This is a genomic window from Methanosarcina subterranea (genome assembly GCF_055385895.1).
Genome location: NZ_AP042426.1, coordinates 1,012,892 through 1,034,036 on the forward strand (window position 1 = coordinate 1,012,892; position 21,145 = coordinate 1,034,036).

Annotated in this window: 19 protein-coding genes; 12 read left to right on the forward strand and 7 right to left on the reverse strand. The window is 41.6% G+C overall.

The genetic code is table 11. The features are described from left to right. Positions 1–115: 115 nt before the first annotated feature. The 4 genes from ACZ5A8_RS04480 to ACZ5A8_RS04495 form a co-directional block, all read right to left on the reverse strand. Positions 116–613 (reverse strand): winged helix-turn-helix domain-containing protein, encoded by a 498-nt coding sequence (locus ACZ5A8_RS04480; protein ID WP_464532458.1) that lies wholly within the window; start codon positions 611–613, stop codon positions 116–118. A gap of 404 nt (positions 614–1,017) precedes the next feature. After that, a complete protein-coding gene (locus ACZ5A8_RS04485; RefSeq protein ID WP_464529078.1) occupies positions 1,018–2,013 on the reverse strand; it encodes a hypothetical protein in 996 nt (331 codons plus the stop codon). Positions 2,014–2,274: 261 nt separating this feature from the next. Continuing rightward, on the reverse strand, positions 2,275–3,519 hold the full coding sequence (locus ACZ5A8_RS04490; RefSeq protein ID WP_464530608.1) for an IS110 family RNA-guided transposase: 1,245 nt from the start codon (positions 3,517–3,519) through the stop codon (positions 2,275–2,277). A gap of 453 nt (positions 3,520–3,972) precedes the next feature. Then, positions 3,973–5,505, reverse strand: coding sequence for a PGF-pre-PGF domain-containing protein (locus tag ACZ5A8_RS04495; protein WP_464532460.1), 1,533 nt, complete (start codon positions 5,503–5,505; stop codon positions 3,973–3,975). An 892-nt stretch (positions 5,506–6,397) separates the two neighbouring features. Between ACZ5A8_RS04495 and ACZ5A8_RS04500 the strand changes: the two genes are divergently transcribed. From ACZ5A8_RS04500 to ACZ5A8_RS04535, 8 genes are all read left to right on the forward strand, one after another. After that, positions 6,398–6,625 (forward strand): winged helix-turn-helix domain-containing protein, encoded by a 228-nt coding sequence (locus ACZ5A8_RS04500; protein WP_011032206.1) that lies wholly within the window; start codon positions 6,398–6,400, stop codon positions 6,623–6,625. 298 nt (positions 6,626–6,923) lie between these two features. Continuing rightward, positions 6,924–7,580: a flavodoxin family protein gene (locus tag ACZ5A8_RS04505; RefSeq protein ID WP_464532461.1), complete on the forward strand. Its 657-nt coding sequence runs from the start codon at positions 6,924–6,926 to the stop codon at positions 7,578–7,580. Between the two features lie 115 nt (positions 7,581–7,695). Continuing rightward, positions 7,696–9,990: a CDC48 family AAA ATPase gene (locus ACZ5A8_RS04510; protein ID WP_464532463.1), complete on the forward strand. Its 2,295-nt coding sequence runs from the start codon at positions 7,696–7,698 to the stop codon at positions 9,988–9,990. Between the two features lie 322 nt (positions 9,991–10,312). After that, positions 10,313–10,876 (forward strand): helix-turn-helix domain-containing protein, encoded by a 564-nt coding sequence (locus ACZ5A8_RS04515; protein ID WP_229388792.1) that lies wholly within the window; start codon positions 10,313–10,315, stop codon positions 10,874–10,876. A 338-nt stretch (positions 10,877–11,214) separates the two neighbouring features. Next, a complete protein-coding gene (locus ACZ5A8_RS04520) occupies positions 11,215–12,366 on the forward strand; it encodes a pyridoxal-phosphate-dependent aminotransferase family protein (RefSeq protein WP_464532465.1) in 1,152 nt (383 codons plus the stop codon). A gap of 89 nt (positions 12,367–12,455) precedes the next feature. Beyond that, positions 12,456–12,920, forward strand: coding sequence for a riboflavin synthase (ribC, locus tag ACZ5A8_RS04525; protein ID WP_464532467.1), 465 nt, complete (start codon positions 12,456–12,458; stop codon positions 12,918–12,920). Positions 12,921–12,960: 40 nt separating this feature from the next. Then, on the forward strand, positions 12,961–13,365 hold the full coding sequence (gene ribH / locus ACZ5A8_RS04530) for a 6,7-dimethyl-8-ribityllumazine synthase (protein WP_011032198.1): 405 nt from the start codon (positions 12,961–12,963) through the stop codon (positions 13,363–13,365). Between the two features lie 55 nt (positions 13,366–13,420). Further along, positions 13,421–14,563 (forward strand): pyridoxal phosphate-dependent aminotransferase, encoded by a 1,143-nt coding sequence (locus tag ACZ5A8_RS04535; protein WP_229388785.1) that lies wholly within the window; start codon positions 13,421–13,423, stop codon positions 14,561–14,563. A 78-nt stretch (positions 14,564–14,641) separates the two neighbouring features. Here ACZ5A8_RS04535 and ACZ5A8_RS04540 read toward each other — a convergent pair whose 3' ends face one another. Then, complete coding sequence (locus ACZ5A8_RS04540; RefSeq protein WP_464534009.1) at positions 14,642–15,097, reverse strand: FAD synthase family protein; 456 nt, start codon at positions 15,095–15,097, stop codon at positions 14,642–14,644. Between the two features lie 328 nt (positions 15,098–15,425). On the opposite strand from ACZ5A8_RS04540, the gene ACZ5A8_RS04545 reads away from it, so the two are divergent. From ACZ5A8_RS04545 to ACZ5A8_RS04555, 3 genes are all read left to right on the forward strand, one after another. Further along, positions 15,426–16,928: an L-aspartate semialdehyde sulfurtransferase gene (locus ACZ5A8_RS04545; protein ID WP_464532470.1), complete on the forward strand. Its 1,503-nt coding sequence runs from the start codon at positions 15,426–15,428 to the stop codon at positions 16,926–16,928. Between the two features lie 2 nt (positions 16,929–16,930). After that, complete coding sequence (locus ACZ5A8_RS04550) at positions 16,931–17,317, forward strand: 4Fe-4S binding protein (RefSeq protein ID WP_464532471.1); 387 nt, start codon at positions 16,931–16,933, stop codon at positions 17,315–17,317. Positions 17,318–17,747: 430 nt separating this feature from the next. Further along, a complete protein-coding gene (locus tag ACZ5A8_RS04555) occupies positions 17,748–18,560 on the forward strand; it encodes a DUF166 domain-containing protein (protein WP_464532473.1) in 813 nt (270 codons plus the stop codon). A 122-nt stretch (positions 18,561–18,682) separates the two neighbouring features. Here ACZ5A8_RS04555 and ACZ5A8_RS04560 read toward each other — a convergent pair whose 3' ends face one another. Beyond that, the gene (locus tag ACZ5A8_RS04560) at positions 18,683–19,375 is read right to left on the reverse strand and encodes an AIM24 family protein (protein WP_464532475.1); all 693 of its coding nucleotides are present in this window, start codon (positions 19,373–19,375) and stop codon (positions 18,683–18,685) included. Between the two features lie 216 nt (positions 19,376–19,591). On the opposite strand from ACZ5A8_RS04560, the gene ACZ5A8_RS04565 reads away from it, so the two are divergent. Next, positions 19,592–19,954, forward strand: a complete 363-nt coding sequence (locus ACZ5A8_RS04565; protein WP_229388764.1) for an Mth938-like domain-containing protein — start codon at positions 19,592–19,594, stop codon at positions 19,952–19,954. Between the two features lie 243 nt (positions 19,955–20,197). On the opposite strand, the gene ACZ5A8_RS04570 is transcribed toward ACZ5A8_RS04565, so the two are convergent. Next, complete coding sequence (locus tag ACZ5A8_RS04570; protein ID WP_464532476.1) at positions 20,198–21,076, reverse strand: mechanosensitive ion channel family protein; 879 nt, start codon at positions 21,074–21,076, stop codon at positions 20,198–20,200. Positions 21,077–21,145 lie beyond the last annotated feature (69 nt).

The following is a 21,145-nucleotide window of genomic DNA, read 5'->3' on the forward strand; positions in this document are numbered from 1 at the left end:
TCATAACACAATTAATTTGTATTGTATTATGGAGTAGATATGAAAATTAATAAAAGGCCGTAATATGTTCGGAAAAAACCGAATTTCAGAAATTGCCTGCTGCTTTCTTACACTACTAAAAATGTTTTTTCTCTATCCCTACACCCCATTGCCTTAAACTAGAATAGGAAAGTATGATGCTTATTACAATAAAAAGCAGGCCTACTAAAAGATAAAATGTTATGTCATAGGCACCTTCTGCTGGAGGATACATACTTTGTCTCAAATAATCCTTCATGAACTTGGCAATGTATGCAAAGCCACATGCAACTGACACGACAGAAAAAGATAAAAGAACCAGTATCTTATTCTTTTCCTGTGGATGCAAGAGAATTATGCCTTTTTCTGTTATTTCATAGTATGTCCATTTGTGGTTTCCTTCTTTTTTCCCTACCAAGCCAGCATCGAGTAACTTTTCTAAGTGTTCATGAACTGTCGATTTTGCCAGATTTTCAGTTTTCGAGAGTTCTGTGACCGTCATACACCTTGCATCAAGTTTTTTTAATATTGAAATCCTTGATCTCGATGATAATGCGATAAACGATTTTAAATCCAATATGATGTTCTCTGGCATCAAAAATTACGCACCTTTAGTTAAGTTCGTATTATGAACACTTCTATTATTTACTTCTTGAGTACAAATACTCGTATTTTAATATGCTTTTTGGTTGGCAAGCAAATTTAAATCAAGTGCAGAGTTCCATAAGAATTTATGGTAATGATTATATTTTTTCCTCTGACAACTCACGGTGCATAGCCTGTTGCGGGTGGAGTTTGTAGTAGCTGCAATACTTCATTCATAAATTGATTTAAGAAAATAAATTATTAGAATCTGTTAGTATCCATTAAACTAATAGAGAATGGTCATCAAAATAATTTTAGAATTAGTTGAGCTTATGCCAAAATCATTTAAAATGCTTTAAATCCCAAATAAAAGCACTCAATTCTATATTTTCCGGAAAAATTTCCTTAAATAGCTTAAAAATGCAACCTTCTAAAAGCAGTTGGTGCCCTTATCAAATCTTTTCTTCCAACTTTAAAAGCCGTTAATGCCGTAAGTAAAGCGGCAATGTTGCCTATAGAGACAAACATTTTAGCCCATTCAATTCTTCTTGTAGGTGTTTTCGAGCGATTGTATCCCACTACTTCATTTGAGTTCTTTCTTTCAACAGTGGTTCTAAGATTGTATATTTTACCAAGGAGTCTATGAAATTTCCTTGGTATATATATTCCTCTGAAGTGGGTTCCTGTTTCTGTTTTAAGAATAGTTCCTGCACTGTTAGCTCTGGCTGCTATAATTGGAATAACTCCATGATCAATAACCACCTGGTTAGAAGGATGACTATCAGGTCCAGCATCTGCAATCATAAAAAGTGGTTTATGAGTTTCCGATTTCATGCACTGAATGATAGTTTCTTGAAATATAGTGTTGTCATTTTTACTTGCGTTTACTGCATCCCAATAAACTGGTAAACCCCACCAACTATCAACAACACATGTATCAGTATACCCCGTTCCAGATAGGACACTATACTTTCCGGTTTTTTTAACATAATGTCCTGCATCAGGATCTGAGAGCATACCAGTTTCTTTATTTTTTAATCCACTGCAGTTGCACTCAAAGAACCTTCTATCCCATATCCAGATTTTATCTCCTATAAGATTTAGATTTCTACATTCTTGTATCAGTAATTGAGCATATTCCACGAAATATGGATAAATACATTTCAGATTTCTACGATATGATGAAAGAGTGATTCGATCACGATTTTCAATATTTAATTCCTTTCTTAGAGCTTTATTCTGGTTAAATTCTCTAATGAATGATTCAAAATTTGAATACCCCATCTTACATCTTGCAATTTCTAACTTGAGAATGTTGTTGAAATTTAACGATTCATGCTGAGGATGGTACTCCATTGAAGCCTGTAATTCAATGAAAAAGTTATCCAGCGAAGGATTTAATGCAAACATGTCTCCTATATACCCATGAAACGTTTTGAAGTGTTGAAAGGCAAGTACTTGATTCCAGGGCAATACACTTTCCATATAATCTTTGCTATGTACAACTAGAAGATTAATTTTATAAGGAATGCAAATTTTCCTTTTGAGAAAAGTAAATCCTTCACCAAAAAAGTCTGAAAGCACTTTTTGAAAAATAGGGAGCACATTACGTACTTTACAATGTCTTTTGTTTTTAGTAATTTAGCATGAAAGTACATGAGGATATCTTCCTCACATGCTCTCTTCATCCTCTTTTCGCGTTATTGCAAATATTTCACTAATTATTTTTATTCGTTCATCAACTGAGAATATCTCGGTCTCAACAATCTTTCTCTTTTGAATTTCCCTTTTTTTATATCCAGTTTCATCTTCGTACATCTCATCATTCGTAATAAGATGCCATATTATCGTTGCAATTTTCCTTGCCAAGGCAATAATTGCCTTTGCATGTCCAATTGACTTCTTTTTCCTGTTAAAAAACTCTTTTAACTTACTGTTATTCTTTCTTGCCGCTGCTTGAGCAATCTGCGTCAGAATCCATCTTGCTCTCTTTGATCCTCTCTTTGTGATTCTTCCGTTGTGGTATTTATCTGCAGATTGATACACATTAGGAACCAGACCAAGCCAAGAAGCAAGCTTATCTCCAGAAGAAAAATCCTTGAAATTGCCTATTTCAGCAAGTAGAATTGCCGCACCAAGTTCTCCTATACCTGGAACTGACATTAAAATCTCCATTTCTCGCTTATGATTTCTATAAGCATAATTGAAAATTTCTTTTTCTAAAGCTTCGATCTCATCATCAAGACTTTTTATGAGTTTTAGACAGATCTGAAGTCTGAATGCAGCACTTTGAGAGATTTCTCGCTCAAGAATTTCTCTGATTTGATCACTTTTTTTACGAACATTTGGAGAAAGACTTGCGATAATCTGGTCAACAGTCTTACCTGAAGAGATTCCTGATAAGATCATTCTGCCATTCTTGCCGAAAATGTCTGTCAGCACATTCTTCAGGTTTAACATTTCAGATGCAAGAATTGAGTGAGCTTTATTTTTTAGATCTGTTCTTTTTTGTACAAGTGTTAACCGAAGTCGAACATATGATCTAAAATCTCTATGATCCTTTGGAAAAACTCTTGATGGCTGAATCATATTATTAAGTGCAAGTTGTGCAATGACTTCTGAATCAATCTTATCTGTTTTTTTATGTGTAAATACCTTCATATCTCGCGCATTTCCAACTATCACCGGTAGATGCTTTATCAAAGAATCATGGACAGGAACCCAAAAGTCACTTGTTGATTCACATGCAACAACATTACATTTTTCTGATATTACCCAATTTTTAAGGGCTAAAATTCCCTCATCATCTCTGTCGAAACGCTGCTGTTGTTTTTCACCAGATCTACTGAGAATTGTAGCAATGAAAAAGAGTTTGTGAATGTCTAAACCACAAGCTTTGTTTATGACTTCAATCATCAAATAATATCACCCAATTTATTTGGGCAGTGGAATTGCCTCAAAGGCCAATTTAGCATCCGTGATCAAAGTCACACTTGAGCCTTCGATGGCAATTCACTGATTAGTTTTCTGACGGTTTTGAAAAACCAAAATTAGGACAACCTTACTGCCCAAAGTAATAAGGAATTCAATAGCCAAAAAAGTGGGGTAAAGTACTTTCATTTAGTTGTGCATGTTATTCAAAGAATATCATGTGCGTTTTCTGTAAAATTTACTCTCTACCCCTTACTCTTCTTTTTTGATTACTGCTCCATTACCATATACCTTTTCCAGGAAACTTTTCGGGACATTATGGAAGTTTTTACAGGATCTTCATGAAGTCACTTTTTTGCAGCTCTCTTTTAACCTCGCAATGAAAATTCAGGTAATTTGATCCAGAACTCTCCGTATCTGACTATAATTTACTCAGCTTTATCTTCTTCTATAAAGGAATACTCCAAGGAATCCGATTATTCCATACTTCATTTCGAATCCAGGCATGCCTTTACTTTCTTCCTTCTCTGACTTATGTTCGATATCTGCTTCTTCACTTTCAGTATTGGCACTTTCCGCATTTTCTCCAATATCTTCAGTGCTAGGCCGCACTTTAGCACCAGATTCTTTTGCGATTGTTTTACCGGTTATTGCAAAAGGAGAGAATCCCGGAGTTTGTGCAATAAAATAAAGGTATTTGTTATCTTCCCTTAGCAGGGTGGTCGCAAGTTGATCCCATTTTGCATCGCTGTACCTGTTCAAAGTGACAGAAGACCGGTCAATGTCTTTATTCTGTATCCAGGTCTTTTCAACCTTGAAACATACAGTTGCGTTTTCGATATTCTTTGAGGTTGCAAACCCGCTGTTGCCAACCCAGATGTTCAGATAGTTATAGACTTCACCTTCGGGCGCATCCTGGGTAAGAGTGGATTTATTTTTCAGCATTTCGACAATAGTTATTGTCTTTCCAATGGTTCTCTTTGAATCAAAGCTCACATATAAGACGCAGGTTGCATTCTTTGTGAAATCAAACTTTACAGGATTTCCGTTTGTTATGAACGCCTGTGAAAGTTCTTTCACTGCAACATTCTTTGCAGGTTCAGGAGAACCATCGGCACCACTGCTTCCACCACTGCTTCCACCCTTACTACTTCCATTTGTCTTACCATCGGTACTTCCCTTTTCCTCTGAAACATTTTCCACAGTGCACATATAAATATCATAATTTCCATTTCGATAATCCTGCCAGACTATCCTGTTTCCATAGATAGCAGGGTGCGTTTGCGACGATTCATCAGTTGTAATCTGAGTTTCTTCGGAAGTGGACAGGTTGTACATGTAAATGTTAGTATTTATGCCGTCCAGACTACGCCAATCGTCCCATACTATTCTATCACCGTAGATAGCAGGGAAAATATTATTTAGTCCGTCACTGACGATCTGGATTTTCTTGGAAGTAGAGACATTGTACATGTAAACGTTGGATCCGTTAAGAGTATCGTCCTTCCACACTACCCTGTCACCATAGATGGCAGGATAACCATCCGATGATGCGCTAGAGATATAAGTTTCAGTGCAGGTGGAAAGATCGTACATGTAAATGTTGTATTCATCACGAGTATCCAGCCACGCTATCTTATCACCGTAAATCTCAGGATAGTACTGATTTGATTCATCAGTGGTAATCTGTGCTTCAGTGAAGTTAGAGAGATCATACATGTAGATATCCAGGTTTCCATTGCGATAATCTGCCCACACTATTCTGTCTTCATAAATATCAGGAATATTTTGAGAAGATCCATTGGTAGTTATCTGAATTTCATTTATAGTGAGTTGGTACTTTGTACAGTAGACGCCAGTGCGGCAGATGAAACGAAAGTAAAAAGAAGTAAAACCAGAGATATTGAAGTTAAAGTTCTCAAAAAAAACTTTTCTTTTTTGTCCATTTATTTTCCCTTTTCCACCAATCATTCAAAACAATTAAACAGTTAATAATTTTTAATCATGTTTATACCTTTTCTTTTGAATGCAAATTCTATAGAAATCCTTTAATTTAGAAAATTACCGGCGGGCAAAGGTTGGATCAAAGCTAACCTGCGTAGAATCGCTGTGACGGCACAAAAAGTAAAGAAGAGACTCTAAAAATGTTGAATCTAAATAATATCTTACCTTTAATCTTTAAAATGCGTCCCTATTTTTTGAGACTGTAATCAAAATCTCCTTTATTTCTTCATCATCAAAACAATTAATGATCCGTGTAATCCGCGTAGTTGGCGCTCCTCTTTATCCTGAGCGGAATATTCCTGAATTCTACCGGGCTGCTTACAGCCCGGTTTTCAAAAAATCTCAACAAGGCGTTAAAATTACTTTTCTTAGTCATTTCCAATAGATTTTTATGGTCAATCACTGCTGAAAAGAGATTTATGTTCGAGCCATATATTATTAAAATTAAAGTCTTTCACAACCTGTTTCCTGGGAAAATTAAAATTTAAGGGGTCATAAGGGCTTGAATATCGTTAGATCAAAAAATCGGCTAGTAATTAACTAATGACCTTTAAGTGGCCGGAATAGTGAATTTGAATCTTAGAGAGTCCACTGATTTTTTTGAGCTTAATTATATCTGAAACTAAACAGCTTTTTTTATATAGTAACAGATTGTATTTGTATACTTATGTATTAGCTGCAGGTTAAATTTTCCTTTTAAAACTTAATACTTTATATAATACTGATATCGTTATATAGAAAGGGAAACGATAAAGACTTAGAATCTTTGTTACCTACAAAAAGATACGCTTTAATATATTTTGAAAGCGTTGATTCTTACAAAGATTATTTCTAATTAACAGTGGGGGAGGAGTAAGTATTGAAGAGAAGAAGCAGGACAGATATCGCAGTAGATATTCTCAGAGTGGCGATGAACGGGGCAAAGAAAACGCATATCGTTTATGAGGTAAACCTTAACTTTAATATTGCTCAGAAATATCTGGAAATGTTAAAAGAAAAAGAGCTTATCAGGCACGAGAATGGCGTTTTCATCACAACTGACAAAGGAAAAGTCTTCCAGGAAATGGCTAAAGAACTTAAACTTTAAGAATTTTTCTATTTCTCTTTAGATGTTTTTATTTTGTTTTCATCTGCTTTCTTTTTATTTTTTATTTTTTCTGTCTTCCCGGCTTTCATCTTCCCTGATCTATGAATCCAGGATCTCTCTCTATTTTTTATCAAATATTGAGTGGCGAACTCATCCGGAAGAATAAAAGATGAAGCCTGATTTCATAAGGAAACCGGCATCGCGGCAGCAAATTCATAATACAGCTTAGTTAAGTAATAATCCTTCTGAACATTTATGCGCTTCCGTATTTATAAAGGCATTTGGAAACATATATACTATGGCGATGAGGGCGCTTTTTTTGAACTGCACACTGAAAAAATCACCTCAGGTATCGAACACCCGTGCTCTTGTTGACAAAGCTGTGAATATTTTTAAAGAACTTGATATTGAGAGCGAGGTCATAAGGGTTGTTGATCACAATATAGCTTTCGGGATTTCCTCAGACGAAGGAAACGGAGATGAATGGCCCCTTTTACTTGAGAGAATAAAAGCCTGCAATATCCTGGTTATAGCAACTCCTATCTGGTTTGGCGTGCTTTCTTCCGTAGCCAAGATGGTAATTGAGAGGCTGGACGGGACCTATATGGAAGGGGATCCAGAAACCGGGCAGTACCCTCTTTACGGAAAAGTCGCGGGAGTTATCGTTACGGGGAATGAAGATGGGGCGCATGACGTATGTTCTACCATACTCTTCAACCTCACACACCTGGGATGTGCCGTGCCTCCCAATGCGGACTGTTACTGGGTCGGAGATGCAGGCCCGGGGCCCAGCTATATCGAAGCAGGAGGGGAAAGGCACCTTTACACGAATCGGACGGTAAGATACATGGCACATAATCTTGCGTATTTCGCAAAGCTTCTCAAAGAAAATCCTATTCCTACCAACTTGAAAATGCTTGATGAGGAGGCAAAAAGGGTAAGTGACTCGGTCTAAATCAGCTTTAAAAAGCCTTGTGTTACTTTTTACTTGTTTTCGTTGCTTTTATTTTCAAATAGCTGCATACTTTTGCTGAGGGGAACATTTTACTGATAGAGATGGAGGATTTTATTTGACTGATGGGGATAAATCGATTATAAAACTTAAGGTTGCAGAAGCAGATCAACGGGATGTCGGAAAAGGAATTGTCCGAATTGATGAAAGGTTCAGAGAAAGGATGGGCCTGAAACCCTTTGACGTTGTGGAGATCAGAGGTGGAAAATTGACTTCTGCCCTTATAGGCCGTCCTTATCCCAGTGATGCGGGCCTTGATATTGTCCGCATGGACGGGCTTATCCGTATGAATGCAAAGACGAGTATAGGGGAATACGTAGATATCCGCAAAGCAGACTGGAAAGAAGCAAAAAGTGTAACCCTTGCACCTGTAGCCAAAGGAATGCAGATATATGCCCCAAGTGAGACTCTTAAAGCCGTATTCATGAACCGTACGGTTTCAAAAGGGGATTTCATTTCCACTACAAGCCTCAGACGGTCCAGGGAGAGGGAGACTTTTGGTAAAGGGGTTATGTTCGAGGATTTCTTCCAGGACTTTTTCGGGCAGGGTTTTGGCCAATCTTTCGGGCTTGGCGAGATAAAACTGCAGGTGGTATCTACTGCCCCGTCGGGGATAGTGAAGATTACTGATATGACACAGGTAGAGCTTCTGCCTGAGGCTACGGAGGTAACCCCTGAACAGAATATCCCTACTGTAATGTATGAGGACCTGGGTGGGCTTAAAGATGCTATTGGCAAGGTAAGGGAAATGATAGAACTGCCTCTGAAGCATCCTGAGCTCTTTGACAGGCTTGGAATCGACGCTCCGAAAGGGGTACTGCTGCACGGGCCTCCCGGGACGGGCAAGACAATGCTTGCAAAAGCAGTTGCCAACGAATCAGATGCTTATTTCATTTCCATTAACGGCCCGGAAATTATGTCAAAGTACTACGGAGAATCCGAGAGGGCAATAAGGGAAATCTTTGAAGACGCAGAAAAGAATGCTCCGGCAATTATTTTCCTGGACGAGATTGATTCTATTGCTCCTAAAAGGGCTGAAGTGACCGGAGAAGTCGAAAGAAGAGTGGTCGCTCAACTTCTTTCCCTGATGGATGGGCTTAAAGCCCGCAAAAACGTGATTGTTATAGGATCGACCAACCGTGTTGAAGCTATCGATATAGCCCTCCGCCGCCCGGGCAGGTTTGACCGGGAGATTGAACTTAGAGTTCCGGACACGGAAGGAAGGCTTGAGATTTTCCAGATCCATACAAGGGGCATGCCTCTTGCAGAAAACGTAAACCTGATGGATTTTGCCCAGATAACTTACGGGTTTGTGGGAGCTGACATTGCTGCGCTCTGCAGGGAAGCAGCCATGAGTTCACTGAGGCGGGTTTTACCGAGAATCAACCTTAATGAACCAGAAATCCCGAGAGAAATCCTTGATTCCCTTCAGGTCACAAGGGAGGACTTTGAAAACGCCCTGAAAGATGTCCAGCCGTCTGCTATAAGGGAAATCCTGATAGAAGTCCCTAATATCGGCTGGGACGACGTTGGCGGCCTTGAGGGGGTAAAAGAGCTTCTGAAAGAGGCTGTTGAATGGCCGCTCAAGAGCCCTGAATCTTATAGGGATATAGGGGTTGAAGCCCCCAAGGGTGTGCTTTTATACGGGCCTCCGGGCACTGGAAAGACCCTCCTCGCAAAAGCCATTGCCCACGAGTCCGATGCCAACTTTATCACCGCTAAAGGGAGCGACCTGCTCTCCAAATGGTACGGGGAATCTGAAAAGAGAATTGCCGAGGTCTTTACGCGTGCACGGCAGGTTGCTCCTTCCATCATTTTCCTTGATGAACTTGATTCCCTTGCACCTATCCGCGGGGCTTCTACAGGTGAGCCTCAGGTTACAGCAAGAATCCTTAATCAGCTCCTTTCTGAAATGGATGGTCTTGAAGAACTCAGGGCTGTTGTGGTAATCGGTGCAACCAACCGTCCTGACATGATAGACCCTGCTCTTTTGAGACCCGGGCGTTTTGATGAGCTTATTCTTGTGCCTGTCCCGGACGAAGGAGCTCGAAGGGAAATTTTCAGGGTCCATATCGAGAATATGGCTCTTGCGGAAGATGTCGATATTGAAAAACTCGTTTCCCTTACAGACCAGTATACAGGTGCGGACATTGCAGCCGTATGTAAAAAAGCAGGACGACATGCACTGCGTGAAGACCTCCATGCAAAAAATGTTAAGCAAAAACATTTCCTTCAGGCAATTGAAGAGACCGGGCCTTCAGTTACTCCGGATGCCATGAAGTACTACCAGGCAATAAAAGGTGAACTGAGAAAAAGGAAATCCAAGGAAATAGAAAGTTCCTATTATATCTGAGTATGAGAAGGAATTCTGTTTTCTAATTTTTATTTTGTCCTTTTGAGGATTCTCTTTTCAGCCTTCTTTTCTATTTTTATTATTTGTTTAACTTTTTTGGACGTGGCATTCTTTTTATTAATTAGTACTTAATTTTTTATTACTGTTATTGTGCCATTTTTTTCTTAAATCGGTTATTTTTAATTTAATTATTCATTGACAACCTGTTTTACTGGACGTTTCTGGAAAATTGTTAAGTGGCTCCGAAAGTCATTTATATATAAACTCTTTAAATTATGTTAACCAATGACATTAAATATCATAATTACTATCGGTAATATATATGCAGCTTCCAACACCCGAAGATCTTAAAAAAAGAAGAAATGAACTCGGGCTTACCCAGAGCGACCTGGCTAAAAGGGCAGGTGTAAGCCAGCCTCTTATAGCGCGTATCGAATCTGGAGATGTAGACCCCAGGCTCTCAACGGTCAGGAAAATCCTTGATGCTTTTGAGGAAGCTGAAAAGGAACAGCAGATCATTATAAGGGACCTGATGCATTCCCCTGTCCTGCATGTTTCTCCTGAAGACTCGGTAGAAGAGGTGGTAAACCTTATGCATGTTCATGGTATTTCACAGATTCCCGTGCTTGATAGAGGAATTCCGGTTGGAAGTGTTTCGGAAGATATGATCGTAAAACTGATGGGTGAGAGCAAGAAAAAATCCATATCTCAGTTGAAAGTTTCAGGGATAATGGGGGAGTCGTTCCCCACAGTATCTCCCGGAATCTCGATCTCAGTAGTCTCGCATATACTTGAAGGAAATCCTGCCGTACTTGTAGTAGAAAAAGGGACAGTCGTGGGAGTTGTAACAAAACACGACGTAATGAAGCTTCTTCAGGGCCAATAACCGGAATCCTTTTTCCTTAAAGCCAGAATCTCAGATTGAGTGTGGAAAGCACATGAATTATATACTAGGATTCAATTAAACCTGAATCCTTAATTTAATTCGGTACTTAACCTGTTTGAACTGTCCGGAGAAACATGGTAAATGCAGTCGAAAAGGTATCAGGGCTAAGGTACTACGGATCCCTCCGGCATGCCGTATCTATAACTATACTACCCTGAACTATTTCAGGACTACATTACTAAAATAATTTCAATATCATAGAGTTTACATCAATCCTCCTCAATTAATAAAAACAAAAACCAATTTAATCTTTGAAAAAAGTGTGGAGTACAATAAATATGGATCTGGAAGATACCCTTCTCATGATGCCTGGTCCCGTACCTGTTGCACCCAGAGTCCTTAGAGCAATGTCAAAACCGATGATCAACCACCGGAGTGTTGAATTTGCCGGAATTTATACTGATTGCAGGGCAATTCTTGCAGACGTTTTTCAGACAAAAAATGACATCTTTTTGCTCAGCGGTTCCGGGACTGCGGGAATGGAAGCCGCAGTCGGGTCTGTGACCGGAAGCGGGGATAAAGTTATCGCTATAGAGAACGGAAAGTTCGGAGAGCGTTTCAAAGACCTTGCAGCTCTTTATGCTGAAGTGGTTCCCCTGGAGTTTGAATGGGGTCTTCCTGTTGACCTTGAACAGGTTAAGGAAAAGCTCGAGGAAGGGGCAAAAGCTATCACCCTTGTCCACAACGAGACCTCTGCAGGTATCATGAATCCTGCTGCAGAAATCGGCAAGCTTGCAAAAAAGCACAACGCTCTTTTTATTATGGACGGTGTTACTTCCCTCGGGGGAGACGAAGTCAAAGTCGATGAATGGAATGTCGATATCGCAATTGTTGGTTCCCAGAAATGCCTTGCAGCTCCACCGGGAATGGCAGCTGTTTCCGTAAGCGAAAAAGCCTTTGAGGCTATGAACGGAATAAAGAAGAGGCCATACTATAATGACCTTAAGGCATATAAGAAAAGCGGGGATAAACCCAGGCCGGAAACGCCTTACACTCCTGCAATTCCTCTCTTTTATGCACTTCAGGAAGCTCTTCGTATCGTTAAGGAAGAGGGGATGGAAGCAAGGATCAAAAGACACAGAACACTCTCCGAAGCAGTAAGAGCAGCAGCTGGCGCAATGAACATAGAAATGTTCCCACAACTTAATGAGTACAGCCAATACTCCAACACTATCACTGCAATGAAATCTCCTGCAGGAGTTGATGGTGAAGACATTAAAAACGACATGAAGAAACGTGGCGTAATTATAGCTGGCGGGCAGGAACGCCTGAAGAGCAAGATTTTCAGAATTGGAAGCATGGGAAATGTGACTGCAAGGGATGTCCTCTCTACTGTTCAGCAGCTCGAAATCGTGCTTAGTAAGCGGGGTTACATTGGCAGCGTGGGAGAAGGCACCGAAGCTGCATCACGTGTCATTGACAGGTTATGAGATGATTCAAAAAATCCTTCATGACCAAGGTTTATAAACGTTTCAGGAAAACCAGAAGAATATTAAGCTTTAAATTCGATCGGATTCACATGCCCACAATAGGAATTGCAGATACCACGTTTGCGCGCTATAATATGGGGCGTGCAGCAATCGACGAGATACAGAAAAACGTATCCGTAAAGATTAAAAGGGTAACCGTGCCCGGGATAAAAGACCTTCCGGTAGCAACCAAAAAGCTTATCGAAGAGGAAGGCTGCGATATCGTAATGGCCCTTGGAATGCCTGGCGGGAAGCAAAAAGACAAAATGTGCGCTCATGAAGCTTCTCAGGGCCTTATTATGGCTCAGCTTATGACAAATACCCATATTATTGAGGTATTTGTCCATGAAGATGAAGGAAAAGACGAAAAAGAACTTGCTTTTCTCATGGATCAAAGGACCCGGGAACATGCCTTAAACGTGATAAAACTGCTCTTCAAGCCGGAAAAACTGGTAAGGGAAGCCGGTACCGGTCAGAGGCAGGGTTTTGAGGACGCAGGTCCTTTGAGAATGTGAAGCGACTTTAAGTTAAAAACAAGACTGGAGACCTTACTAAATGACTATCAGCCTAGGATTTGTTGTAGCTGAATTTAACAGGGATCTGACCTATCAGATGGAGCTGCTTGGAAGAGAGCATGCGGAATTCCTGGGGGCAACAGTTAAAGAGACCATTCTCGTGCCCGGAGTCTTTGACATGCCCCTTGCAATCAAGAAGCTCTGTCAGAGGGAGGACATTGATGCAGTGGTTACCATAGGATCGGTAATCGAAGGTGAGACCGACCATGACCAGGTGGTTATGCAGCACGCCGCGAGGAAGATCATGGATCTTTCCCTTGAGTTCAACAAGCCAGTAACTCTCGGAATTCCGGGTCCGGGTATGACCAGGATGGCTGCTCATGAACGTGTCGACTATGCTAAAAGGGCAGTAGAAGCTGCAGTCAAGTTGGTGCGGCGGCTGTGAAGTTCCTTGATGCTTCAATAAGCTAGCAAGAGTGTAACAAACCAGGACCATCTCTATGACATCCGCAAGGCTCAAGCGTGTAGAAGAATCTGCAACGATCAGGATCTCCAACATCGCGACCAGAATGATTAAAGAGGGTACAGACGTTATCAATTTTAGCCTTGGCGAACCTGATTTCGACACCCCTAAAAACATCTGTGATGCTGCAGCAAAGGCTATGTATGAGGGAAAGACCCACTACGCTCCTTCTGGCGGTATTCCGGAATTAAGGGCAGCGATTGCCGAAAAGCTGAGAACGGAAAATCGCCTGGATGTGACCGAAAAAGATGTGCTGGTCACCCCGGGTGCAAAGCAGGGGATTTTCGAAATAATGATGGGTGCCCTCGACGACGGGGATCAGGCACTCCTCTTTGATCCTGCCTGGGTAACCTATGACGCCTGCATTCGTTTTGCAGGAGCAGATACTGTATGGGTTCCTACAGTCCCTGAAAAAGGGTTCCTGCCTGACAATTTCGCCGATTACATAAACGATAAGACAAAGCTCATTGTTGTAAACAGCCCGGGCAACCCGACAGGTGGCGTATTCGGGAAAAAAACCCTGCAATGCATTGCAGATCTTGCAATTGACCATGACCTTCTGGTAGTCTCAGATGAGATCTATGAGAAAATCATCTATGACCGGGAACATATCAGTATTGGCAGTTTTGACGGGATGCAGGAGAGGACCATTACTGTAAACGGCTTTTCCAAAGCGTATGCAATGACTGGCTGGAGACTTGGATACCTTACCGCTCCTCCTGAGATCTTCAAGCTTCTACAGAAGATCCAGTCCCACTCTGTAAGCAGCGCCACTACTTTTGTCCAGTATGGCGGGCTTGAAGCCCTTCAGGGCCCTCAGGACGGCGTGAAGGCAATGGTGGATCGCTTTAAAATGCGCAGGGACATCCTCATTGATGGGCTGAATAAAATAGGGCTTGAATGCAAGAAACCGGATGGAGCTTTCTATGCCTTTGCCAATGTGAGTGAGTACGGAAACGGGACCGAAGTTGCTGAAAAGCTACTGAGGGAAGCTCATGTTGCAGTAACCCCTGGAGTTGCTTTCGGGTCTTCCGGCGAGGACTTTATCCGGATTTCCTACGCAACATCCATTGATAGAATCCGCGAAGCGCTTGAAAGGCTTGAAAAAGTATTTGCATAAAACACGATTCCGAAGCGACCTTTTTAATAGAGGTCCGGAAAGTATTTTTTTTAAGTATAGAGGACGGTAGGGGTAAGTTTACCCATACCGTTTAAGGACTTCTTTTATAATTGCGCCGGTACTGCAAAGAGGGCATCTTTTTGAAAGTGGAATCCTGACCACTTTTGCAGGAAGCCCTCTTTTAGTAAGTTCTATCTCCAGGAGCTCAATGTCAAAATGCTGGTCGTAACCCAGAGCAATGATATCCGGTCTTATTTCCTTAAGGGGTTCGAACATATCCTTTTCACTGCCAAGAGTGGCTTTGTCTACCGTTCCAAGTGCATTCACCATCTCAAGCCGCTGCTCCTCAGGAACTATTGGATTTGGCTTATGGGTCACGTTGGAATCCCTGGCAACAATGACAAAGAGTTCATCTCCAAGAGCTCGTGCCTGGGTCAGGAAATAAACATGTCCAGGATGGAGAATGTCAAAAGTTCCGGTAGCAAGTACACGCGTCAATAAATCACCTGGTCTCGGGTAATATCCTCTAAGCATAAGAAACTTACTGAAAATAGTCCTGTTCCCTGACCATAAGAGTTCCATGTTATGCAACCTGTATATAGTGTGAACGGGTGTTGATTATTCTATAACTAGCCTCCATGATAATGGGGTTCGATTATCGTAAGTAATATATATGGCTCATAAATATGATTATTGATTATTGGAATGAAGACCTGACAGCAGTAGTCTGAAGATAAATTATGCAATGCCAGAACTTTTTACCTCTCACGGAAGTAGCTGTTACCCCAGGGGTTATAACAAGTAATATATAATTCTGGCAAAAATTACCATCTAGATAAGTTTATAAAAAGAGGAAAACCCCATGGTTAAAAAATCGGTTCATGAGATCAATAAAAAAATTGAGGATGGGAGCGTCAATGTAGTCACAGCCGAGGAAATGGTCGGAATTGTTGAAAGTCTTGGCGTGGAAGGTGCCGCGAGAGAAGTTGATGTAGTCACTACAGGCACGTTTGGAGCCATGTGCTCTTCAGGTTTGATGCTTAACCTGGGTCATTCGGAACCCCCAATCAAGATCCAGAAAGTATGGTTCAACAATGTAGAGGCATACAGCGGGCTTGCTGCTGTTGACGCTTACCTTGGAGCTGCCCAGATCTCGGACACACGCGGGATACAGTATGGTGGAGCGCATGTCATTGAAGACCTGCTCAGAGGAAAAGAGATCAATGTACACGCAACCTCCTACGGGACGGACTGCTATCCCAGGAAAGTGCTTGATACGACAATCACCCTTGATGACTTAAACGAAGCAGCTCTCCTCAATCCCAGAAATGCCTACCAGAAATATGCTGCTGCAACAAACAGTTCCAAACGGATACTAAATACTTATATGGGAGAGCTTCTGCCCAACTTTGGTAACGTAACCTATTCCGGAGCAGGAGTCCTTTCTCCCCTGTCAAACGACCCGACCTACGAAACTATAGGAACAGGCACAAGGATTTTTATCGGCGGGGCCCAGGGTTATGTTATCGGGAACGGGACCCAACATTCTCCCTCCAGCGGTTTTGGTACCCTCATGCTTAAAGGAAACCTTAAGGAAATGAACCCTGATTATTTAAGGGCCGCTTCTTTTACAGGCTACGGGACAACCCTTTATATGGGAATCGGAATCCCAATACCCATTCTTAATGAAAAGATCGCAGCCTCAACTGCAGTGCGTGATGAGGATATCACTACCAGTGTCCTTGATTATGCCGTGGGCAGCAAGGATAAGCCTGTGGTCAGGCAGGTAAATTATGCCGAACTCAGGTCAGGCTCTGTGCAGATTGAAGGAAAAGACGTTCTAACCTCTTCCCTTTCAAGCTTCAAGAACGCAAGGAAGATTGCAAATGAACTTAAGGAATGGGTAAAGCACGGCAAATTCTTTATCAGCGCGCCTGTGGAAAGGCTTTGCTGTGAAGGCTCGGCAAAATCCATGAAACAGACACAGGCAGTGCCTCTTGTAAAAGATGTCATGTCCGATTTTATTGTTACTATCAAAAAGAACCAGACTGTTCAGGACGCTGCAAAGAAGATCTGGGAGAATTCGTTCAACCACCTTGCAGTGATTTCGGATACAGGCGAACTGGTAGGAATACTTACTGCCTGGGATATCTCAAAAGCTGTTGCTGAAAATATTTTTGATTCCGTAGAAAGCGTCATGACAAAAAAGGTCCTGACCTGCGCTCCGAACGAACCTGTGGACCTTGCAGCCCGCAGGCTGGACCGCTATGGAGTTTCGGCAATGCCCGTGATCGATGCTCAGAAGCGGGTACTCGGAATTATCACAAGCGACAATATAAGCAAGCTCCTTGCAAGGAGGTACTGAGCATGAAAATAAAGATCAGCATCCCCACGGAAAGGATACACAACCCCATTATCTCCGAGTCTATTATCGAAACCAGAATCCTGCTTAATATTATGGTCGCAAATATTGACTCGACTTACGGAGAACTGATTGCAGACGTTAAAGATTCCAGGTTCGACAAAATTAAAAATGCTCTCGAGTCAAGAGGGGCAATAGTTGCAATTCTGGATCGCCCTATTCACAGGGATGAAGAAGAATGTGTTGAATGCGGAGCCTGCATCTCAGTCTGCCCGATGAATGTTTACGCTTTTGATGAAACCTGGAGCCTTTGCGTGGATGAAAAGAAGTGTATCCAGTGCGGCCTGTGTATCAAGATGTGTCCGCACGGTGCTTTAAAACTGGGAGAATGAAAGAGAACTGATCCGCGGATTTCCTTCTTTTTTCCATCTTTTCCTTTTTTTTCTTCATACTTTCCCGATCTTTTTACCTTTTCCTCCCTCTTCCCGGTTTTCAGCTTTTTATTCCTTTTCGAGCGCTCATACAGAGGTTTAGTTGTGGATACCGATTTCTATCTTGAAACTCCCATTATTTATAGATTGAAACAAATAATTATAATGTATAGTAAGATGATAACAGGTGAAAGTTGTCTGCTGTGAGAAGTGTATGCTGTCTGAAGCACCTTCTGTCAGAACTACCTTTTAAAAGCATATCAGCAACCCCGCAAAAAAATATTTTTTTCTCTGTGTTTTTCATTATGAGATACAAAACAGGCGGGGATCGTTACAACGAAAGCGAATTTGCATAGTGACATTGGAATCCTTGAAAAGGGAGAGCAAAAATATGAGAATCCTCGTACTTTATACAGGCGAACTCGGAAAAAAAGTTATCCAGAATTTGGTAAATTCATCAAATTTCTGCGTTTCGTGCGGTGAGCTCTGCAACCACTGCCGACAGGCAAGGAAATCTTATGCAAACCTGATTGTAGGAATCCATGAGTTTCCGGAAGACCTGCCTCCGTTCATCGAAGAGCCTGCCCAGTTTCTGCCTCCATCACTTCCGGAATGTGATTTGATCCTTGCTATAGGGATCCACCCTGACCTACTTGCAGCTCTTCCCGAAGTCGTACAGAAAACCGGGGCAAAAGCCGTAATTGCACCCGCTGAAGACTCAAAGAAAACTCCTGCCGGTGTCCTTGAGCAGCTCAGGAAAGAACTCGAAGCTACAGGTGTTGAATTTGAGGCTCCGAAACCCTTCTGCGCCCTCGAAAAAACCGGAAAGCCAGTGATAGATTCTTTTGTTGACCTTGGCTTCGGAAGACCGGTGCTCAGGGTCGAGATGAGCCCTGACGGGAAAATGTTCGTAGGAGCAGGTGTAATCCGGGACGCCCCATGTGGCTCGACCTGGTTTGTCGCAAAAAAACTCGGTTGGACCGACCTTCCGGGATATAAAGAAACCATCTCAGGAGCTCACCATTCCTATCCCTGTACCGGGAGTATGGACAAAGACCCTCAGATAGGGGATACTATCCTGCACAAAGCTGGATACATCATTAGGGAAGCTGTGGAAGACGGAATGGAGTGTGCAAAGAAGGAAAAAACCAGGTTTTCGACAACCTGCGGCGATGAAGTTGAAGCCATGGCTTCTGAAAATTAAAGTGGGAAAGAGGAAATGCGCAATTTTCCGTGCTTTTCCCTCCTTTCCGTTAGTAAAAACCCTGACTTGATTAAGTTTGTTATTTACACTGTAAGCCATTTTTACGCTGTAAACTATTTTTTTCAGGTCTGAGCCTGGAAATAAATCTCTTCATAAGGCTGGACTACTACAAACCCTTCTCCTCTGAAAACCATCTGGATAGATTCTCCGCTGCCTCTTCCAACGAAACTTTTCAGGGAGATATCAGTTTTTATCTCAGGTTCCAGATTTCCTGACCAGGCAACTGTGGCGTTAGGGTCAGTGAAGACCGGACGTTCTTTAGTTACCCTAAAAGTTACAGGATCGTGGTGAGTGGTGATGGCAACCATACCGTTTCCTTCCAGTTTTACATTGAAAAGCCCGCCTGCCATTACTCCTGCAAGCTTTTTCATCAGCTTGATATCCCAGTTGATAGTATTTTCAAAGGCCAGGATGTCGTTACCGTTTACGAAGATAGAATCATTTTCAAGTTTCAGAACCGATATTTTCTTACCCTTGTCCGCAAGGTAGAGCTTCCCTCTTCCTTCGGCTTTTGTGAGACTGACCCCTTCTCCTGTCAGGGATACTTTCACGAGCTTCCCAAGCCCGTGTTCGAGGACTCCTTCCCGAGTAAACTTTATATTCCCTGTGTATGCGACCATGGAGCCCATTTTGGTCCATACCATACTATTGAGATTAACTTCAAGCAGGCGTTCTCGTTCCAGCTCAAAAACTCCCTGTCCGAGGTCTCTTTCTCCTGTGCTTTGAATAAAATCTTCTAATGAATAGCGTCCCATTATTATTCACCTCTAATTCATTTCTTTAATATTATTTAAATGTTTAATAGTCTTTAATAAATATAAATAAATTTCCTGTGTTCCTTTCAGAAAGCAAGAAAAACCGTACTGACATAAGTTCAGGTTCCGGAGCAAACTTCCTGTTATATATATGAAGCATGCAAAACAATTGTAATATGAAATCTCGTTTTCAGTCTTTAATTTAAGAGGTAAACCATGAAACCAAAGATTGATTCCACAAGTTTTGGTTCAATTACTGTAGAAGGAGAGACTTTTGATTACGATATTCTCATCCGCCTCGACGGCAGGGTTGAAATGCGGGAAAAAATGCTCTCAAAAGAAAAGTATGGGACTTCTCATAAAATCTCTCTTGAAGAAGCAGAGAATATCTATGAGGAGGGGACAGAAAAAATCATCATCGGGACCGGGCAGACAGGTTTTGTGAAACTTTCGGAGGAAGCTGAAGACTTTTTCACGGGAAAAAAATGTGGGGTAGAGTTATTCCCGACTCCCTGGGCAATTGAGCGCTGGAATGAAATCGAAGGCAGAGTTTCGGCACTATTTCATATAACCTGCTAAGAAACAAAACAGACCGGCTGGAAATAAAACAGATAATTGACAAGAATTGACAGGCAATTTTATAAACCGGGCAGAGCTGTCTGGATTTCTTCTGAAGCAGCCCTGCCCTGTATTTGGATCATGTAACTATACTTTTTCTGCTTTTGTCCGGTTATATTTGTTCTACTATTATATCCAATATTTATTTGTCCAATACTTATTTGTCCAATACTTATTTGTCCAATACTTATTTGTCCAATACTATTAGTCCAAAGTTATTATCCCAATGCCTTTTACTTGAGTTTCCTTTATCTCCCTTTTTACTTCCTTTACATGTATTTCCATCTGAGGGAAGGGGATTTCAATTCCTTCTCTCCTGTAAGCCTCAAAGATTCCGGCAGTCAGAGTATTCTTTACGGCTGCAAAATCCCCGGTTTTCGTCCAGGCCCTGAGCTGCAGATTTACGGAAGAATTGGCAAGTTCGGTAGTGACCACTGCAGGTTCGGGTTCCTTAAGTATAAGAGGGTGACCTTTCATAATATCGAGAGCTGTCACGATAGCTTTTTCAATGTCTGAAGAGTAGCTTATGCCTACATCCACGGAAGCCCGTCTTGTAGGCATGCGTGTCATATTGACAATGGAACTCCCCCATACAAGCTTATTCGGGATTGTTATAAGCTGGTTGTCAGGGGTCAGGAGTTCTGTTGACATAATCCCTACTGCTCTTACTTTTCCGGTCTGCCCGTTTACGACCACCATCTCTCCCGTATCAATAGGTCTAATTGCCGCAACCCATACCCCGGCTGTTATGTTCGTAAGGGTATCCTGCATTCCCAGACCCAGGACCAGGCCTATTACCGCAGAAATTCCTATTACAAAACTATCCACATCAAAACTCAGACTCTTCAAAAAGACCAGAATAACTATCACATACAGGAGAATGCTCAGGAAATGTGCCAGAAACTGTGTGGTAAGGCCGGGTAGTTTTGTTTTCTGTATTCCTTTCCTGAATATATACACAAGAAACTTTACTGAAATAAATCCTGCAATCAGCACTATTATTGCGAAAATCAGCCTCGATACCGTTATATCAGTATACGGAATCACCCTCTCTATTATTCCGTTGCTTATTCCATCATCCATTTTAAATCTCCTGTCTTATCTCCTAGCTTTTTATTCCCGAATGCCGAAAAGCCCGAAAGGCTTTTTATG

Coding starts and splice junctions, on each gene's coding strand:
- ACZ5A8_RS04490 (WP_464530608.1), bottom strand. CDS start 3,519: ATGATTGAAGTCATAAACAAAGCTTGTGGTTTAGACATTCACAAACTC.
- ACZ5A8_RS04570 (WP_464532476.1), bottom strand. CDS start 21,076: ATGGATGATGGAATAAGCAACGGAATAATAGAGAGGGTGATTCCGTAT.
- ACZ5A8_RS04485 (WP_464529078.1), bottom strand. CDS start 2,013: ATGTTTGCATTAAATCCTTCGCTGGATAACTTTTTCATTGAATTACAG.
- ACZ5A8_RS04550 (WP_464532471.1), top strand. CDS start 16,931: ATGAAAATAAAGATCAGCATCCCCACGGAAAGGATACACAACCCCATT.
- ACZ5A8_RS04545 (WP_464532470.1), top strand. CDS start 15,426: ATGGTTAAAAAATCGGTTCATGAGATCAATAAAAAAATTGAGGATGGG.
- ACZ5A8_RS04540 (WP_464534009.1), bottom strand. CDS start 15,097: ATGCTTAGAGGATATTACCCGAGACCAGGTGATTTATTGACGCGTGTA.
- ACZ5A8_RS04535 (WP_229388785.1), top strand. CDS start 13,421: ATGACATCCGCAAGGCTCAAGCGTGTAGAAGAATCTGCAACGATCAGG.
- ACZ5A8_RS04480 (WP_464532458.1), bottom strand. CDS start 613: ATGCCAGAGAACATCATATTGGATTTAAAATCGTTTATCGCATTATCA.
- ACZ5A8_RS04505 (WP_464532461.1), top strand. CDS start 6,924: ATGGCGATGAGGGCGCTTTTTTTGAACTGCACACTGAAAAAATCACCT.
- ACZ5A8_RS04565 (WP_229388764.1), top strand. CDS start 19,592: ATGAAACCAAAGATTGATTCCACAAGTTTTGGTTCAATTACTGTAGAA.
- ribC (WP_464532467.1), top strand. CDS start 12,456: ATGCCCACAATAGGAATTGCAGATACCACGTTTGCGCGCTATAATATG.
- ACZ5A8_RS04515 (WP_229388792.1), top strand. CDS start 10,313: ATGCAGCTTCCAACACCCGAAGATCTTAAAAAAAGAAGAAATGAACTC.
- ACZ5A8_RS04555 (WP_464532473.1), top strand. CDS start 17,748: ATGAGAATCCTCGTACTTTATACAGGCGAACTCGGAAAAAAAGTTATC.
- ribH (WP_011032198.1), top strand. CDS start 12,961: ATGACTATCAGCCTAGGATTTGTTGTAGCTGAATTTAACAGGGATCTG.
- ACZ5A8_RS04495 (WP_464532460.1), bottom strand. CDS start 5,505: ATGATTGGTGGAAAAGGGAAAATAAATGGACAAAAAAGAAAAGTTTTT.
- ACZ5A8_RS04520 (WP_464532465.1), top strand. CDS start 11,215: ATGGATCTGGAAGATACCCTTCTCATGATGCCTGGTCCCGTACCTGTT.
- ACZ5A8_RS04560 (WP_464532475.1), bottom strand. CDS start 19,375: ATGGGACGCTATTCATTAGAAGATTTTATTCAAAGCACAGGAGAAAGA.